At 58.3% G+C, this 16,115-nt stretch carries 15 protein-coding genes; 11 read left to right on the forward strand and 4 right to left on the reverse strand.

The features are described from left to right. The first annotated feature begins 139 nt into the window (after positions 1–139). The 9 genes from ACA065_RS15420 (at position 140) to ACA065_RS15460 (ending at position 10,741) form a co-directional block, all read left to right on the forward strand. Positions 140–1,624: an aldehyde dehydrogenase family protein gene (locus ACA065_RS15420; protein WP_497695267.1), complete on the forward strand. Its 1,485-nt coding sequence runs from the start codon at positions 140–142 to the stop codon at positions 1,622–1,624. A gap of 3 nt (positions 1,625–1,627) precedes the next feature. After that, a complete protein-coding gene (gene xylB / locus ACA065_RS15425; protein ID WP_497695268.1) occupies positions 1,628–3,127 on the forward strand; it encodes a xylulokinase in 1,500 nt (499 codons plus the stop codon). A 10-nt stretch (positions 3,128–3,137) separates the two neighbouring features. Continuing rightward, a complete protein-coding gene (locus tag ACA065_RS15430; RefSeq protein WP_497695269.1) occupies positions 3,138–3,812 on the forward strand; it encodes an HAD family hydrolase in 675 nt (224 codons plus the stop codon). After that, complete coding sequence (locus ACA065_RS15435) at positions 3,809–4,648, forward strand: MurR/RpiR family transcriptional regulator (RefSeq protein WP_497695270.1); 840 nt, start codon at positions 3,809–3,811, stop codon at positions 4,646–4,648. Before ACA065_RS15430 ends, ACA065_RS15435 begins: the two co-directional genes overlap by 4 nt. A 40-nt stretch (positions 4,649–4,688) precedes the next feature. Then, complete coding sequence (rpiA, locus tag ACA065_RS15440) at positions 4,689–5,399, forward strand: ribose 5-phosphate isomerase A (RefSeq protein ID WP_497695271.1); 711 nt, start codon at positions 4,689–4,691, stop codon at positions 5,397–5,399. Between the two features lie 90 nt (positions 5,400–5,489). Continuing rightward, positions 5,490–6,578 (forward strand): sugar ABC transporter substrate-binding protein, encoded by a 1,089-nt coding sequence (locus tag ACA065_RS15445; RefSeq protein WP_497695272.1) that lies wholly within the window; start codon positions 5,490–5,492, stop codon positions 6,576–6,578. A 69-nt stretch (positions 6,579–6,647) separates the two neighbouring features. Further along, complete coding sequence (locus ACA065_RS15450) at positions 6,648–8,156, forward strand: sugar ABC transporter ATP-binding protein (RefSeq protein WP_497695273.1); 1,509 nt, start codon at positions 6,648–6,650, stop codon at positions 8,154–8,156. A 26-nt stretch (positions 8,157–8,182) separates the two neighbouring features. Continuing rightward, complete coding sequence (locus ACA065_RS15455) at positions 8,183–9,181, forward strand: ABC transporter permease (RefSeq protein WP_497695274.1); 999 nt, start codon at positions 8,183–8,185, stop codon at positions 9,179–9,181. 24 nt (positions 9,182–9,205) lie between these two features. Then, positions 9,206–10,741: an aldehyde dehydrogenase (NADP(+)) gene (locus ACA065_RS15460; protein ID WP_497690412.1), complete on the forward strand. Its 1,536-nt coding sequence runs from the start codon at positions 9,206–9,208 to the stop codon at positions 10,739–10,741. Positions 10,742–11,140: 399 nt separating this feature from the next. Here ACA065_RS15460 and ACA065_RS15465 read toward each other — a convergent pair whose 3' ends face one another. Continuing rightward, the gene (locus tag ACA065_RS15465; protein ID WP_497690413.1) at positions 11,141–11,383 is read right to left on the reverse strand and encodes a hypothetical protein; all 243 of its coding nucleotides are present in this window, start codon (positions 11,381–11,383) and stop codon (positions 11,141–11,143) included. 342 nt (positions 11,384–11,725) lie between these two features. Here ACA065_RS15465 and ACA065_RS15470 point away from each other — a divergent pair, with 342 nt between their 5' ends. Further along, positions 11,726–11,974 carry a hypothetical protein gene (locus ACA065_RS15470; protein ID WP_497695357.1) on the forward strand — a complete coding sequence of 83 codons (249 nt, stop codon included), beginning with the start codon at positions 11,726–11,728 and terminating at the stop codon, positions 11,972–11,974. 176 nt (positions 11,975–12,150) lie between these two features. Here ACA065_RS15470 and ACA065_RS15475 read toward each other — a convergent pair whose 3' ends face one another. Both ACA065_RS15475 and ACA065_RS15480 read right to left on the reverse strand, forming a co-directional pair. Continuing rightward, positions 12,151–12,696, reverse strand: coding sequence for an SH3 domain-containing protein (locus ACA065_RS15475; RefSeq protein ID WP_497690414.1), 546 nt, complete (start codon positions 12,694–12,696; stop codon positions 12,151–12,153). 317 nt (positions 12,697–13,013) lie between these two features. Further along, positions 13,014–14,075 carry an SDR family oxidoreductase gene (locus ACA065_RS15480; protein ID WP_497690415.1) on the reverse strand — a complete coding sequence of 354 codons (1,062 nt, stop codon included), beginning with the start codon at positions 14,073–14,075 and terminating at the stop codon, positions 13,014–13,016. Positions 14,076–14,440: 365 nt separating this feature from the next. Between ACA065_RS15480 and ACA065_RS15485 the strand changes: the two genes are divergently transcribed. Then, a complete protein-coding gene (locus ACA065_RS15485; protein WP_497690416.1) occupies positions 14,441–15,295 on the forward strand; it encodes a DUF4238 domain-containing protein in 855 nt (284 codons plus the stop codon). Positions 15,296–15,375: 80 nt separating this feature from the next. Here the strand turns inward: ACA065_RS15485 and deoC are convergent, their stop codons facing one another. Next, positions 15,376–16,059, reverse strand: coding sequence for a deoxyribose-phosphate aldolase (gene deoC, locus ACA065_RS15490; RefSeq protein WP_497690417.1), 684 nt, complete (start codon positions 16,057–16,059; stop codon positions 15,376–15,378). Between the last annotated feature and the right edge of the window lie 56 nt (positions 16,060–16,115).

Raw genomic sequence — 16,115 nt, forward strand, 5'->3', positions numbered from 1 at the left:
GTTTCAGGCGTAAGTGATCGATTTGAGTGCGGAGCTGAGAAGTATGAGTTTTCAACGGGCTATTGCAAAAATCTAGCAATACTATATTTTTGAATTAAGTCAGTGGTTCAACCGCAGAGATAGGTGACGGAGCAGTCCCATGCATAACAATAATTCTCTCTCCGAGTCGATTGCCGCGCTCCAAGGCGCTTTGTTTATCAATGGCCAATTCCGTCAAGGCGCGGGCGGTCGCTTGCCGGTGGAGAACCCCGCGACAGGTGAAGTGCTCGGCCACATCGCTGCCGCCACCGCGCAGGAAATCGAAGAGGCGGTGTCTGCCGCCCATCACGCTTTTGCCGCCTGGTCCCGCGAGTTACCGAAAACCCGCGCCAGTGCTCTGCATCGCTTGGGCGACCTGATCCGTGCTGACGCGCTGAACATGGCGCAGATCATGACGGCAGAACAAGGCAAGCCCGTGAACGAGGCCAAGGGCGAAGTGCTGAAGCTCGCCGAGGCCTGCCACTTTTATGCCGAGGAAGCGACCCGCGTACACGGCGAGATCGTGCCCAACGACCAGCCGGGTTTTCAGAGCCTGGTGGTGCGTGAGCCGATCGGTGTCGTTGCGGCGATTACGCCGTGGAACTACCCGGCGGAGCTGGTGGGCTGGAAACTCTGCGCCAGCCTGGCGGCGGGTTGCACGATTGTGATCAAACCCGCTGAATTAACGCCCTATACCGCCTTGGCGATTGCGCAAAAATGCATGGAAGCCGGGATTCCGGCTGGTGTGGTCAACGTGTTGACCGGCAAGGGCTCGCAGGTCGGGCAAGCCTTGGTAGAGCACCCGCAGATCAGCAAAGTGGCCTTTACCGGCTCCAGCGCCGTTGGCCTGCATATCCAGCGCACTTGCCCGCAGGTCAAGCGCCTGTCACTGGAGTTGGGCGGCAATTGCCCGATGGTGGTGACGGCCAGCGCCGACCTGGATGCCGCCGTGAAAGGCGCGGCCCGCCGCAGTTTCCGTAATTGCGGGCAGATTTGTATCGCGATCAACCGCATCTATGTCCACCGCTCCCTTTACGAGGTATTCCTCAGCAAGCTGGGCGCTGCCGCCGATGCCCTGAGTGTGCACAACGGCCTTGAACATCCAGGCGCGGACCTGGGCGCGATGGCCTCCGCCGAACCCCTGAATAAAACCCGCGCGCACCTGGAGGACGCACTGGCCAGGGGCGCTCGCTTGATCGCCGGCGGCAAGGCGCCTGAGGGTGCCGAATATGCGAATGGGCATTTTATGCGCCCAACCGTCGTCGCCGACTGCACGCACCAGATGCTGGTCATGAGCGAAGAAACCTTCGGCCCGCTGGTGGGCGTTGCACCGTTCGACGACCTGGCCGAAGCGATCGCGTTGGCCAACGACACCCCTTATGGCCTGGCGTCTTACGTCTATGCCCGCGACCTGGCCGAGATTCATACGCTGTCGGCCCGGCTGGACTACGGCAACGTGGCCATCAACAACGTCGACGCCGGGATCATGAATGCGCCCTACGGTGGCCGCAAACAGAGTGGTGTGGGTTACGAGCATGGTCGCGAAGGGTTGCTGGAGTACTTCAACTTCAAGCATATCCGTCTGCACCATGGTGTAGGGAATTGAGCCATGCAGGCACTCATTGGCATTGATATAGGCACCTCGGGTTGCAAGGCATTGCTGCTCGATATCCACGGCGCGGTGATTGCCACCGACACGGCGATGTACCCGCTCTCGCAACCCAGGCCCGGCTGGACTGAACAAGTCCCTGAACTGTGGATAGAAGGCGCACGCCGCGCCATTGCCGGCGTGCTGGCCAGGACGCCAGGCGTGGAGTTGCTGTGTGTGGGGCTGTCCGGGCAAATGCACGGGCTGGTGCCGCTGGATGCGTCGCAGCGCGTGTTGCGCCCGGCAATCCTGTGGAACGATCAGCGCAACGCCGCCGAATGTGAATGGATCACCGAGACCGCGGGTGGCATCGAGGGTTTGTTGGCGGCCACCAATAATCGGATGCTGGTGGGTTACACCGGCGGCAAGATCCTTTGGATGCAACGCCACGAGCCGGAACTGTTTGCACGCACGACCTGCGTGCTCAACCCCAAGGACTACCTGCGCCTGCGCCTGACCGGCGAGGTCGCCAGCGAAGTCTCGGACGCCTCGGGTACCGGCCTGTTCAATGTGCGCTTGCGGCAATGGGCGACCGGCCTGGTCGAGACGCTGGGGATTGATCCGGCCTTGCTGCCGCCGGTGTTCGAGTCCCAAGTGATTTCGGGCCGTATCAGCGCGGCAGGCGCGCAGTTGTTCGGCCTGCCCGCAGGCTTGCCGGTGGCTGGCGGTGGTGGTGATTCGGTCATCCAGACCATCGGCTCCGGGGTGATTGCGCCGGGCGAATTGCAAACCACCATCGGCACCGCCGGGATTCTTGCGGCGGCCCTGGATGCACCCCAGGACAACCCCGACGGTCGCTTGCAGGTGTTTTGCAACGTCGCGGCGGACAAGTGGCATTGCATGGGCGTGTCCTTGAATGCCGGCGGTTCGATGAACTGGTTCCGCGACACCTTTTGTGCCGGTGCTTCGTTCGATCAGATCATGGCCGAGGCGGGCGACAGCGCGCCGGGCGCCCATGGCCTGTTGTTCCTGCCTTATTTGAATGGTGAACGCTGCCCCTATCCAGACCCGCAACTGCGCGCGGCCTTCGTTGGCCTGACTGGCCGCCATAACCGTGGCGACATGGCGCGCGCTGTGATGGAGGGGGCCGTGCACGCACTCGCCGACATGCACGCGCTGATGCAGCCCCTGGGCATTGCGGGCCGTGTGATCAAAGCCTCCGGCGGCGGCGCGCGTTCGCCGCTGTGGCGCCAGCTTCAGGCGGATATTTTCGGCTGCGACGTGCTGACCACCGAGGGTGCCGCCGAAGGGGCCGCGTTCGGTGCTGCGCTGGTGGCCGGACTGGCCGTGGGAGTGTGGGCCGATTCGGCCAGCGCGGCGGCAAGCTGCCGGGCGATTACGCGCCAGGCACCGGATGCCGCCACTGCCGAGGTCTTCGCTCAGGCGCATCGCATCTATCACAGCCTTTATCCGACGCTCAGGGAAACCTTTGTCGAGCTCGGTGCCCCTCTTTTTGATTAGGAGTCTTTTCATGTCCGTCTATAGCGCGCTCATTTTCGATCTTGACGGGACGCTCATCGACAGCGCATTCGATATCGCCAAAGCCCTGAATGTCGGCTTTGCGCTGAACGACTGGCCTGATCTTGACCCTGTGCATGTCGAAGGTTTTCTCGGCAACGGGCCTCGTCGCTTGATCGTCGACATCCTTGAAGACCTCGGCATTGCCTATGACGACCTGCAGGTGCAGCGCGCGCTCGACGGCTATTTGCAGGCTTACATGGACGACCCGGCGGGCAGCACGCGGTTTTACCCGCATGTGCGTGAAGACCTTCAGGCACTGCACGATGCGGGGATTCGCCTGGGGATCTGCACCAACAAAAACCACGCCGTCACCGGCAAGCTGCTGGAGCAACTGGGCTTGGCCGGGTTGTTCGAAGTGGCCCTGGGCGCCGACGCGGTACCGGCATGCAAACCGGACCCACGGCACCTGCTTGCGGTGGCCGAGGCCATGAACCTGGCAGACAACGCCTGGGCCTACGTGGGTGACACCCGGGTCGACCAGGTGACGGCGCAGGCGGCGGGCGTGGTGTTTTTTGTAGTGCCTTGGGGCGGCGGTCCCAATGTGGAAGTTTCTCGTGAGCAGCGCTTGAACCGTTTGGCTGATCTGTTACAACGCAGCCCACAAATCGCCAAGGAGCGGATATGAGCGACAGTTTGCTGCAACGCATTATTGATGAAAGCAAAGACATGCACCGGGCTGAACGCCGGGTGGCCAACTTTGTCTCCACCTCGCCGGCCAAGGTCCTGCAAATGAGCATGGCCAAGCTCTCGGAAACCTGTGCGGTCAGCGACCCGACTGTGATGCGTTTTTGCCGGCGTTTTGGCTTTGAGAGTTACCAGGCATTCAAGCTGCACCTGGTGCAGAGCCTGGTGCCGTCGGCGCCGTTTGCCTACGAGCAGATCATCCCCGATGACAGCATCGAAAACATTGTGCGCAAGACCTGCCGCAACTCGCTGAACGCGATCCAGCGGCTGGAGGAAGACCTTCAGCCGCAAACCGTCGCCGACGCTGCGCACTTGTTACAGGCCGCCGCCTGGACCGGGATCTACGCCACCGGCATTTCCGTGGTCAACGCGCTGGACGCCGAGCACAAGTTTCAGCGCCTGGGCATGCGTTGCCAGGCCTTGTTGGGTGGCAAGCGCCAGGAGATGCATGCCGAAGGGGCGCGGGCCGGTGAAGTCGCGTTGATCTTTTCCCAGTCGGGGCACACCCGGCAGATGGTTGATGTGGCCATTGCGGCGCGTAAGGCCGGGGCGAAAGTGGTGTCGATTGCTGCCGATGACAGCCCGCTGGCACGGGTCAGCGACGTGTTGATCGCGGTGAAGCCCTATGAACATACCGAGTTGATGACGCCGCTGGCGTCGCGGCTGAACCATCACCTGGTGACCAACATGCTGGTCGCGGCGATTGCGATCGCCAGTGGCAGTCAGTTCCCCGATCAACTGACCGCCCTCGACTCATGGCGAACCGACAAGATTTGACCCACAGCCTGTGGGAACACTGCCCAAGTAGGAGGCGTAAATGAGTAACCAACAGAACGAAGCCAAGAAAGTCGCGGCGCGCCGAGTGATCGAAGAGTTCGTGCACGACGGCATGAAGTTGGGCCTGGGTTCCGGGACCACCTCGCACTTCTTCGTTCGTGAACTGGGCAAGCTGGTTGCCGCCGGCCTGCAAGTGACCTGCACCACTACCTCTCGCTCGACCAATGAGGTGGCGCGTGAAGTGGGCATCGAGATTACCGACCCGAACGAAATCGGTGAGCTCGACCTGACCGTCGATGGCCCCGACGAGATCGACCGCCAGTTCAACATGATCAAGGGCGGCGGTGCCTGCCTGCTGTGGGAAAAGATCATTGCCCATGCCTCCAAACGCATGATCTGCGTGTGCGACGAAACCAAAATCGTCGATAGCCTGGGCCAGTTCCCGCTGCCGGTGGAAGTGGTGCAGTTTGGCTGGAAGCAGACCGAGCGCCTGGTGAAACAGGTATTGGCCGAGCAGGGCATTACCGAGGTCAACATCATCCGCCGCCTGCGCAACGGCGAGCCGGTGGTCACTGACAGCGGCAACTTCATTCTCGATTGCCATTGTGGCCCGGTCATCAGCGACCCGGCACCGTTGGAGATCGAACTCAACCGTATTCCTGGCGTAGTGGAAAACGGCCTGTTCACCCGCGAGGCGGTGGGCATGGTCGTAGGATGTTTCGACGGGTCTTCCTACGTGCGGATGCGATAACCGTATCCGCTGCCCGGAGCAAGGCTGCACCTGCGTGAAAGAAGGCGAAAGACAGTATTAAACCTACAATAATAAGTCGGAGATACTTCCATGAAAAAAGTCGATCTATCAAACGTAAGCCGCCGTAACGTGCTGGCTGGCGGTGTAGTACTTGGGTTGGGTGCCATGCTGGGGCGCAGCGCGTTTGCGGCGGCGCCACTGTCGATTGCCTACTCGAACAAGAGTTTGGACTACTACTTCTTCGTGATCCAGGAAGAGTCAGTCAAGCGAGCCGTACAGGCACTCTCCGGAAAATTCCAGGCGACCAACGCCAGCTTCGACACCACCACCCAACTGGGGCAATGGCAGAGCCTGATGCTGTCCCAGCCGACGGCGATCATCTCTGACCCCATCGACAGCCAGGCAATTGTCTCCGCGATCAAGCGCTACAACCAACGCAAGATTCCGGTGGGCATCATTGATACCCCGGCCGACGGCGGCGATGTGGCGATCACCGTCAGCTTCGATAACTTCAAGGGTGGCGTGATGGCCGCCGAAGAAATCGTCAAGCGCCTGGTGGACAAATACGGCAGCCCCAAAGGTACGGTTCTCAACTGTTTCGGCGCCCTGGCGTCGGTGGCCTGGCGCCTGCGCAAGGAGGGTATGGACTCGGTGTTCGCCAAGTACCCGCAGATCAAATACCTGGCCCGGCCCACCGAAGGCCAGTTGGACAAAATGCAGTCGGTAACGCTGTCCACCCTCTCGGAATTCCCCGACCTGGACGCGGTGCATGCCCCTTCGGACTCACCCTCGCGCGGTATCGTCGCGGCCCTCAAGCAGAAAGACCGCTGGAAGAAAATCGGTGAAAAAGGCCATGTCATTTTCATCAACATTGATGGCGAGCCGGCAGCCCTTGAGTGGATCAGGGACCGCTATATGGACGGCTGTGTTTCCCAGGACCCAGTGGCGTATGGCCAGATTGCCGTCGAGATGATCACCAAGCACGCCCTCAAGGGCGAGGCGGTGCCCCTCGGCACCTACCAGAACAAGGACTACTTCTGGGAAAGCGGTGAAATTGTCCAGAGCAAGACCGGCCCGGCGCTGATTATTCCGGCGTTCATGATTACCCCGGAAAACGCCGACGACAAACGCCACTGGGGCTACGTTGCCGAGAAAGTGTGGGGTGTGTCCTCCAAGTGATGGCTTGTCGCTGCAGAGTGAAGCTCTGCTGCGATGTTTCTCCGACAAGGTAATGGTGAGAATAATAAAATGACCTTACACCCAATGCCTGACGACACGATCCTGATGATCGATAACGTCGCAAAAAGCTATGGCCCGGTGCATGCCTTGCGTGGTGTGTCCACACAGATTCGTCGCGGCTCGATCCACGGGCTGCTGGGCGAGAACGGCGCGGGTAAATCCACGCTGGTGGGGATCATCTCGGGTCAGGTCATCCCGACCTCCGGGCACATTCTCATGGATGGCCGTGCGCTCAAGCAGGTGGACGTCAAGGCGATGGAGCAGGCCGGGGTATTTCTGGTGACCCAGGAGCCGATGATCATCGGTAATCTGACGGCTGCCGAGAACCTGATGCTGGGCATTTGGCCGACCCGTAACGGGCTGATTGACTGGAAACAGTTGGGCGCCGACGCCACGCGAATGCTCGATGGCTCGGGCATCGCCCCCCAGGCACTGGCCGGCAGCCTCGACGCGGTGGCGCGGCGCAAGCTGAATATCCTGCGGGCAATGTTTTCCGGGGGCAAGGTCATCATTCTCGATGAGCCGACGGCGTCGTTGACGGTGGTCGACCGGCGACAGTTGTTCGACTTCATGCTGCGCCTGAAAGGCGAGGGCGTGACCTTCATCTTCATCTCCCACTACAACGACGAAATTCTCGAGATCTGCGACGCGGTCACCGTGTTGCGTGACGGCAGCCTGGCCGGCACTCGCGATGACCTCACCGAGCTGACCTCGGAGCAGCTCACCGAATTGGTGATTGGCCATGGCGTGGAGTTGTTCCAGCGCAAACGCCGTAATCATGCCGGCAAGCCCGCGGCGGTTTCGTTGCGCGGTGTACGGGGCAAATGCCTGGCGTTGGACCGCCTCGATATTGCGCCAGGCGAAGTAGTGGGGTTCACCGGCCTGCCGGGCGCCGGTGCAAAGGAAATGGCCCGTGCCATCTTCGGGCTGCATCCGTCGATGGGCACGCTCTCGATCAATGGCGAAGCGATACGGCCATTACCGCGATCGCCGAGCGCGGCGTTCGAGACGGGCATCGCCTACCTCTCCGATGATCGCCGCAAGGACGGGGCGGTGGGGCAGATGTCCATTGGCAGCAACATCGCCATGTCCTCTCTGGGGGCGCGAACCCGACTCGGTTTTATCGACACCCAGGCCGAAACCTTGGTGATCGATCACTACTTTGCGGCGATGGGCGTCAAGTCGCCCAACCCGGATTATTCGGTGAACACCCTCAGCGGTGGCAACCAGCAGAAGGTCTGCCTGGGTCGCGTGCTCGCCACTCAGCCACGCTTGCTGATGGTCGACGAGCCGACCCGTGGCATCGACATGGGGGTGAAGCAGGACGTACTGCGCATCATCGATGAACTCAGCGATGCCGGCGTAGCGGTGATCATCATCTCCAGCGACACCGATGAACTGGTGCGCGCAGTGGACCGTGTGTGCATCTTCGATCAAGGCACGATCAAGGAAACATTGACGGGAGAGGACATTACCGTCGAGCGCATTCGCGCATCCGTACAAGGATCCAGCAGTTGAAAAAGAATAAGAGTGGAGACGCCGAAATGGAAACTATCGCCAGGCCCGTCAACCGGGTGTCGCCTGCCGCGACCAAGATCAACGGCCCAGCAGTATTGGGTTGGGTTTTACACAACGTGGTGTGGATTTGGCTGATCGCGCTGGTGGCGCTGTTCGGCGCCTTCAACGAATTCTTCTTCACCCTGTTCAACCTGCAGAACGTGATGGTGCAGGCCACGGTGCTGGGCACCCTGGGGCTGGCAGTGGCGTTGCCGCTGTTGGTGGCGGAAATCGACCTGTCGATTCCGGCCAATGCCGGTTTCTCCTCGGCGGTGGGGGCTCTGGCCTACTCCAGCTGGGGGTTGCCGTGGTACCTGGCCGTGTTCATCGGCCTGCTGGTGGGTACCTTGATCGGCTTCTTTAACGGGCTGTGTATTACTCGTCTGAAGATGGTGTCGCTGATTGAAACCCTGGCGATGATGATCATTTTGCAGGGCGCCTTGCTGGCCCTGACCCAGGGCACCACGTTGACCAACATGGCCGACGGCTACATCTGGATCGGCCAGGTGACGATTGATGGCTGGCCATTGATGCCGGTGGTTTTTCTACTGGCGCTGGTGGTGATGGGCGTCGTGCTGCGGCGCACGGTGCTGGGCCGTTCGATCTATGCGGTGGGTGGTAACCCGATCGCGTCGAATTCCGCCGGTATCCGCGTCGACCGGGTGAAGGTCATTACCTACACGATTTCAGGTTTCCTGGCCGCACTGGCCGGCTTCCTGCTGGCTTCCTGGCAGATGGCAATCACGTCGAGCCAAGGCTCCAGCTACCTGCTTTACGCGATTGCGGCGCCGATTATTGGCGGCGTCAGTGTGTTTGGCGGGCGCGGCAACGTGAAGGGGGTACTGGGCGGTGTGTTACTGCTGACGGTCATCCAGGTCGGCCTGGCCATTGTGAATGTGCCTTCGTTCTACGTCGGCATGATTGGTGGCGTGATGATTTTTATCGCGGTCGCCATCGACGCCATTCGCGTGCGGTATTTCGGTTAACTCATCCCATTTCAGGAAACGCCAATGTCTTTTACTGCGCACGGCAAGCACCTTATCGCGGGGCAGTGGGTCGCGACCGACACGACCTTTTCCAATGCACCGACCGACGGCCCGGTCAGCCATTTTTCAGCAGGTAATGTCGACCTGGTGAACCGTGCCTGTGAGGCGGCCGAAGAGGCTTTCTGGAGCTTTGGTTACTCGACGAGGGAAGCACGGGCGACGTTTCTGAATGCGATTGCCGATGAAATCGAGGCACGCGCCGAGACGATCACCGCGATCGGCTCGCTGGAAACCGGCTTGCCCGAGGCGCGGCTCCAGGGCGAGCGGGGTCGCACCGTGGGCCAGCTTCGGCTGTTTGCCGCACATATTTTGGCGGGTGATTACCTGGACCGGCGGCATGACGTGCCGCTGCCGGATCGTCAGCCGCTGCCGCGCCCGGATATTCGGCTGATGCAGCGTCCCCTTGGGCCTGTGGCGGTGTTTGGTGCGTCAAACTTTCCCCTGGCGTTCTCCACTGCGGGCGGCGATGTAGCCTCTGCGCTGGCCGCCGGCTGCCCGGTGGTGGTCAAGGGGCATGAGGCGCATCCGGGAACGAGTGAGATCGTGGCCGAGGCGATTCACGCCGCGATTGAAAAATGTGCGGTTCACCCAGGCGTGTTCAGCCTTGTCCACGGAGGCTCCCGGGCGGTGGGGCAGCGCCTGGTGCAGCATCCGCTGATCAAGGCAGTCGGCTTTACCGGTTCGCTTGCCGCAGGCCGGGCGCTGTTTGACCTGTGTGCCAAGCGCTTTGAGCCGATTGCGTTTTATGGCGAGCTGGGCTCGGTGAACCCGATGTTTCTGATGCCTCACGCCGTGCGCGAACGTGGGTTGGAGGTTGCCAAGGGCTGGGCCGGTTCGCTGACCCAGGGCGCCGGACAGTTCTGCACCAACCCGGGGGTTGCCGTGCTGGTCCAGGGCGAGGAGGCCACTGCGTTTATCCGGGCGGTAGTACAGGCGCTGGAACCGGTGGGCGCGCAAGTCATGCTCACCGAGGGGATTGCCGCAGCCTATCGGGCCGGGCGTGATCGGGTGGCGGAGTCGGTCGGTGTGCGTGAGGTGCTGACCACCACCTGTGAGCTGCGCCAGGCAACGCCCTATCTGTTTGCAACTACGGGCCGCGAATGGCTGGCCAATGCATCACTCGGGCACGAAGTGTTTGGCCCGCTTGGCCTGGTCGTGACCGTGGCGAATGCTGATGAGTTATTGCAGGTGGCGCGTTCGCTTGAGGGGCAACTGACCTGCACTCTCCATATGGAACCGGCCGATACCGATGAAGCCCGGCGCCTGCTGCCGATTCTGGAGCGCAAGGCCGGGCGTATCCTGGCCAATGGGTTCCCGACGGGGGTCGAAGTGAGCGAGGCGATGGTGCACGGCGGGCCGTATCCGGCGTCGACCAATTTTGGCGCCACATCGGTGGGCACCATGGCCATCCGCCGATTCCTGCGGCCGGTTAGCTATCAGAACATTCCGAGCACTTTATTACCTTTGGATTTGCGGTATTTGTCGGTTCCATTGGAATAGTTAAGAGGGGTGATGGTAAACGAAGTTTTTGAGGGGGCTCTTGTTACGTCGCCAACCGCGATCCCGCATGCCGATGCGTTTCACAGAGTGCGCCCGCTTTTGGTCATGAGAGTGAATGCGCATATTCTCCGTGGCCTTATCAAAAACGGCTTGGAGGAGGGCGCGGATCTGTCGATCTAACAAACCCGCACGGCCATCTACCAGCGAGATCAGGCACGCGAAGGTACATAGCAAAGAGGTGGCCAGAATAAATGCTGCTCGGCAACATGTTCTGCACTATCGGCCGGTTGCTGCCCGTCGCGGCAGGCAGCTATCGGCCAAGAGCTGCCTCTCATTTCGGCAGCAATGGGCAGGTGAAGACTGCATCTTATGACTGAGTATTGGTGCAATTCAGAGGGGTCATTTCTTCATCAAGAGCCGTAGTCGCTGCCATTCATTCCAGCAGTCCTCGGCAACTAAGTCCCGGAAGCCACGTTCGTTCTCCATATCCAGGGCGACGTCGAATGGAACTGCAACACACGTCGCTTGATCACGGATTTTGAGTGCCTCGGACTCTGTAAGTGGGGAGCCTTTTTTCGTTTCGGCGCTTTGCAAAGCCACCGAAAGCGCCGGAATGAATACAACGCAAAGCTGTTCCGTCATCTGTTGCTTGCCTCAATTGTGCGAGAAGGCCGAAAGATTACGCTGGTTGCTTGATCACGGCTATTGGCCAAGAGCATCCATCGCCTGATGTCAGCTTTGGGTCCATAGCTGCCCGTTGCGGAGGGCTGCTATCGGCCAGAAGCAGCCCTTCGAGGCGAACCGTATTTGGCTCTTCCATCCACCACTGATATGGAGGAACTATCCTTGGAAAACCGTTCAGGGTGACTTGGCCAGTCTATTTCGACGCAATAAAAATTTGAACCGCCCGTGAAAGCGCTCACCTAATGATTAGCTTGTGAAGAATTGCACAGGCATTTTGCCAACAACGGCAAACTCTGCGAGGTGGTCAACGTGGCTAAAGACGACAAGAAAAGCAAAGGTGAAGCTTCGAACGCGAGCAAGGACTTGAAAGACAAAAAGTCCTCACCAGCAAAGAAATCCGCAGCAGCATCGACTCTTTCAAAATCTTCCGAAAAGAAAGATAAGAAGAAAGATTCCGAACCAAAGAAATCTGTAAAAAAAGCTGATAGCAAGCCTGAAAAGGCGAAGAAATCAGAGAAGGCAGAGAAACCTGCAAAAAAGAAGAAGTGAGATCTGCTAGGGCTTAACGCCCTAGCTTCCTCAGGCTGTGCTGCCTTCGACCAAGGCTGGATCAGTAGTGCTTATGGCAGCAATGCCACGCGTCGAGGTTAGAAGTAAAATCAACTGAGACATTAGAGCTCGACTGACTGGGTGCAGGGATTGTCGCGCAGCCCTGCGACCTTCGCTCAAACACCGTAGCGCTTGTTCCCGCCAGAAGTAATGCAGTACCTACCGCCCCGTGGCCCTATGCAGACTGTTCCAGATGAACAAGTGCAGGAGGATCCGTAACTCGGGGTTTGCCTAGGTATCGGCTGAGGTGAAAGGCGTGCAGGGCGAGTTGTTTCCGGCCTGGAGATTACGTAGCAATGTACCGCGTCGCAGAGGCTTTTGGATGACAGCCATCTGGCTGGTTGGCCATCGGCGCTGACACGAGCCCAATCATCTCTCCATTCAAAGACTTGTATCTTGTCTCCACGCGTCAGGGTTGAAATTACCTTCCCTGCCGGCTCATTCCGCAGGTTCAGTCTATCCGCATTCACAAACCGATAACTCGGGGAGGTCTGTATAGGTTGAGCCGCAGGGAGAGGAGCTGACACCAGGGAGTTAGCGGGAGGAGGGGGGTTGGGTCTAACTTGGCTTGGAGGTGTGTCTTTCTTCCCCATTGCCCATAAGACAGCGATAAGAATCAGAAGCGGGACAAGCCACGGTTGAGATTTTTTGCGCATATCCATTGCCCTCGTTGTGCTCGCCCTGTGCGGGCTGCATTCCTATTGCTCCATTGACGTTACTGCGAGCTGAGCCAAAGCTCCACCTTTTCCAGCTTGCCTATTTCTTGAAGCTTTGACTTCCCAGTATCCAGGAGATCAAGCAGTCGTTGCTTTTCGTCTGCTGACGGAAATCACTCAGCCAAAGACGCGTTTGAGATCAAAATCAAAAAACGGCTGCCTCGTGGGAGCTTTTTGAGCCCGGCTAGACCTTGCTTGATGTGGCCAGCGTTCTCGCCGATTGTCTCCAGGGCCCCACGAACGTTATTCCGCTCTTGAACGGCCTAGGGTATCAAGCGCATCTCGCGTAGTTTGTCGAACACATCGAAAAATGCTTGATCGCTCGCTTGGTAGGCGGTGAAGCCCATTGCACGGCTTTTCGACATATCAGTGACGACTTCGATTGGTCGACCAAGGTCTGCATCGGTATGCCATGGGGATATCAGGCGACCAGTATCGGATTCTTTCAAGCCGTGCTCCGCGACTATTTGCGTCCACACGGCTTGGTCTTCCGCCATTTGCTTCTCAAGAGGTGAGAGTGAGGAGGGATAATCGGCAGCAGGCAAGTCGAAGTATTCGGCAATTCGGCTCCACATCCATTTCCAGCGAAACACATCGCCATTAGTGACATTGAATGCCTGGTTGGCCGCAGCCGGCGTGGTGGCCGCCCACAGTTGTTGTTTCGCCAATTGCCGTGCATCCGTCATATCGGTGAGGCTGTCCCACTGCACTCTTGATCCCGGAAATACAAAAGGGCGATTGGTTTGTTTGCAAATCGAGGCGTAGACGGCGAGGGTGGCTGCCATATTCATCGCGTTGCCTACGGCAACCCCGGTGACGGTATGCGGGCGATGAACGCTCCATGTGAAGCCGTCCTTTTCAGCAGCGGCGAAAAGTTCGTCCTCTTGGGCGTAATAGAAATTCTCGACATTCAGACGACCCTGCTCTTCGCGGAACGGTGTTTGCGGAAGGCTGCCTTTACCATAGGCTTCGAAAGGGCCGAGGTAGTGTTTCAGGCCAGTAACCAGTGCTACGTGCTCAACGCTCTTGGCTGGTCGAATGGCGGCGAGCACATTGCGAACCATGGCGGCATTAACGCGAATGTTTTCGGCCTCCGTGGCTTGCCGTGACCATGTGGTGATGAACACATGAGTAGGTTTCAGATCCGCAAACGCATGTTTCAGCGAAGCTGGATCTCGGAGGTCTGCCGCGACGGGGATCACGCCTTGCGATTGCGACGGTTGCCTCGATAGCGCGGCAACCTGCCACTTGTTGTCGATGAGTAACTGAGTGATGGCGCTGCCGACGATGCCGCTGGCGCCTACGACCAAAGCTGTCTGGGTCATACGTTTCTCCTGGATTTAGATTTGGGAGTCCACCTAAGTAACAGAGGTTCAACCTAAACCGGATCCGTATGGCGGGCCGTCGTAAGAGGATGTCGAACACACCTACCGAACTCCAGTATTTTCGCAACGGCCTCAGATGTAAAAGCGCGAGCTGATCACCGACGGCCGGAAAGGATATCCCCTTATCCAGCATGACACATGATTTAACATAATATACATTATGCGAACCGTCCTATGCGGAGATGGGGGGCTCTGGCGGTCAGATTTGAAGCTTGGCACTGGCTCACACCGGCGTTTTCGCGGACGCGAAAATCGGGGGCATGAGTTACCTTCAACACATCGAATGGCACGACCATGAGTCTGATATGAACGAACCGATCTACCACCACTATGTTTCAGCTGGATATTTGAGAGGCTTTGCGAAATCAGGAAAGCATTATGTCGTCCATTGCGTTGACCTAGATGCCAAGAAAGGATTTCCGCAAAACGTAAAAAAGGTCGCCGGAGAGGATCACTTTAATCGGCTAGACGGCCATCCAGATCCCAATATTCTTGAGACAACCTATGCAAATGAGCTTGAGGGACCTTCACTTGGTGCACTCAAGCGAGTTTTAGAATGTGGTAATTTTTCAAATGCGTTGGATCGTGAAGCTGTCCTGCTACTTTTTTCACTTTTCGCGACTAGAAACCCACGTGATAGGCAATCATTTGCGGAGAGCGTCCAACCTCTTAACCAGATACTTATTATCTCGGCTTTGGGACAGGAAGGTTTGAAATCACCAGGGGCTGCTGCTGCCTTAGAGATGAATACATCTAAACATGCATCACTGGAGCTGAATATTATTGGGGATATTCATCAATGCCTACTCGATAGAAAATGGATTTTCCTTAAAGCTGGCGAAGATTCACCAGGGTTTGTCACCTCAGATTACCCCGTAAACCTAATACCTCACCCATCTCGAATTGACGATGGTTGGGGGCTTGGTTTTGCATTAAAAGATGTGAGCGTATTTATTCCACTGAATAAGAATTTTGCTGTGATCGGTGATTATGAGGCAACAGAAAGAATAATTTCATTAGACAAAGAAGCTGTTGCTGCACTTAATAGCAGCACTATTCGCAATGCCACTAGACAGATTTACGCTTACAGCGATGAATTCGAATTCATAGGCCCAGGCAATAAGATGCTGAATGGCACGGAACTACCGAAAGTTCTTTGAGGTGCCCTCTCCCGCCGGGCATATTCCTTTTAATTATAACTAAACTAAATAGTCATTTAGTTTAGTTATATTAGTGCGTGTCAGTAACCACTGGCCGCCGTCATCGCCCCACCCACAATAGCAATCCCCGAACTGCTGCCCAAGCGCGTTGCCCCGGCCTCAATCATCTTCACTGCCGTCGGATAATCACGCACGCCACCAGACGCCTTGACCCCAACCGCCGCGCCCACGGTTTTGCGCATCAGTGCAACGTCCTCAACGGTCGCGCCGCTTTTGCTGAACCCGGTGGACGTCTTGACGAACGCCACGCCCAAATCCCGGCAGATTTCACACGCCTGGACTTTCTGTTCGTCGTTCATCAGGCAGGTTTCCAGGATGACCTTCAACGGCACTGCACCGCAGGCCTTGTGAACCAGCGCGATGTCTTCGCGTACCGCGTCCAGCAAGCCGTCCTTCAGCCAGCCGATGTTGAGCACCATGTCGATCTCCCCTGCCCCGGCGGCAATTGCCCGTTCGGCTTCAAACGCCTTGGTGTCGCTCAGGCCGGCGCCCAGTGGAAAGCCCACCACTGCACAAATCAACACGGTCTTGTCGCTCAGGCACGCAGCGGCGTAAGGCACTTGCCCGGAGTTCAGGCACACCGAATAAAAGCCGTGCTGCATGGCTTCCTCGCACAGGGTGCGAATCTGCGCACGGGAGGCGTCGGGCGCCAGCAAGGTGTGATCGATGTACTTGGCCAATGCTGCGGGTTGAAGTGTATTCATTTAACGTGCCCTTGCCTGTATGTTGCCAATGATCGTGGGCTGCTTGTCACAGCGCT

It is taken from the genome of Pseudomonas sp. LBUM1640, assembly GCF_059716225.1.

Coding starts and splice junctions, on each gene's coding strand:
- ACA065_RS15430 (WP_497695269.1), top strand. CDS start 3,138: ATGTCCGTCTATAGCGCGCTCATTTTCGATCTTGACGGGACGCTCATC.
- ACA065_RS15485 (WP_497690416.1), top strand. CDS start 14,441: ATGAACGAACCGATCTACCACCACTATGTTTCAGCTGGATATTTGAGA.
- deoC (WP_497690417.1), bottom strand. CDS start 16,059: ATGAATACACTTCAACCCGCAGCATTGGCCAAGTACATCGATCACACC.
- xylB (WP_497695268.1), top strand. CDS start 1,628: ATGCAGGCACTCATTGGCATTGATATAGGCACCTCGGGTTGCAAGGCA.
- ACA065_RS15435 (WP_497695270.1), top strand. CDS start 3,809: ATGAGCGACAGTTTGCTGCAACGCATTATTGATGAAAGCAAAGACATG.
- ACA065_RS15480 (WP_497690415.1), bottom strand. CDS start 14,075: ATGACCCAGACAGCTTTGGTCGTAGGCGCCAGCGGCATCGTCGGCAGC.
- ACA065_RS15420 (WP_497695267.1), top strand. CDS start 140: ATGCATAACAATAATTCTCTCTCCGAGTCGATTGCCGCGCTCCAAGGC.
- rpiA (WP_497695271.1), top strand. CDS start 4,689: ATGAGTAACCAACAGAACGAAGCCAAGAAAGTCGCGGCGCGCCGAGTG.
- ACA065_RS15475 (WP_497690414.1), bottom strand. CDS start 12,696: ATGGATATGCGCAAAAAATCTCAACCGTGGCTTGTCCCGCTTCTGATT.
- ACA065_RS15455 (WP_497695274.1), top strand. CDS start 8,183: ATGGAAACTATCGCCAGGCCCGTCAACCGGGTGTCGCCTGCCGCGACC.
- ACA065_RS15465 (WP_497690413.1), bottom strand. CDS start 11,383: ATGACGGAACAGCTTTGCGTTGTATTCATTCCGGCGCTTTCGGTGGCT.
- ACA065_RS15450 (WP_497695273.1), top strand. CDS start 6,648: ATGACCTTACACCCAATGCCTGACGACACGATCCTGATGATCGATAAC.
- ACA065_RS15460 (WP_497690412.1), top strand. CDS start 9,206: ATGTCTTTTACTGCGCACGGCAAGCACCTTATCGCGGGGCAGTGGGTC.
- ACA065_RS15445 (WP_497695272.1), top strand. CDS start 5,490: ATGAAAAAAGTCGATCTATCAAACGTAAGCCGCCGTAACGTGCTGGCT.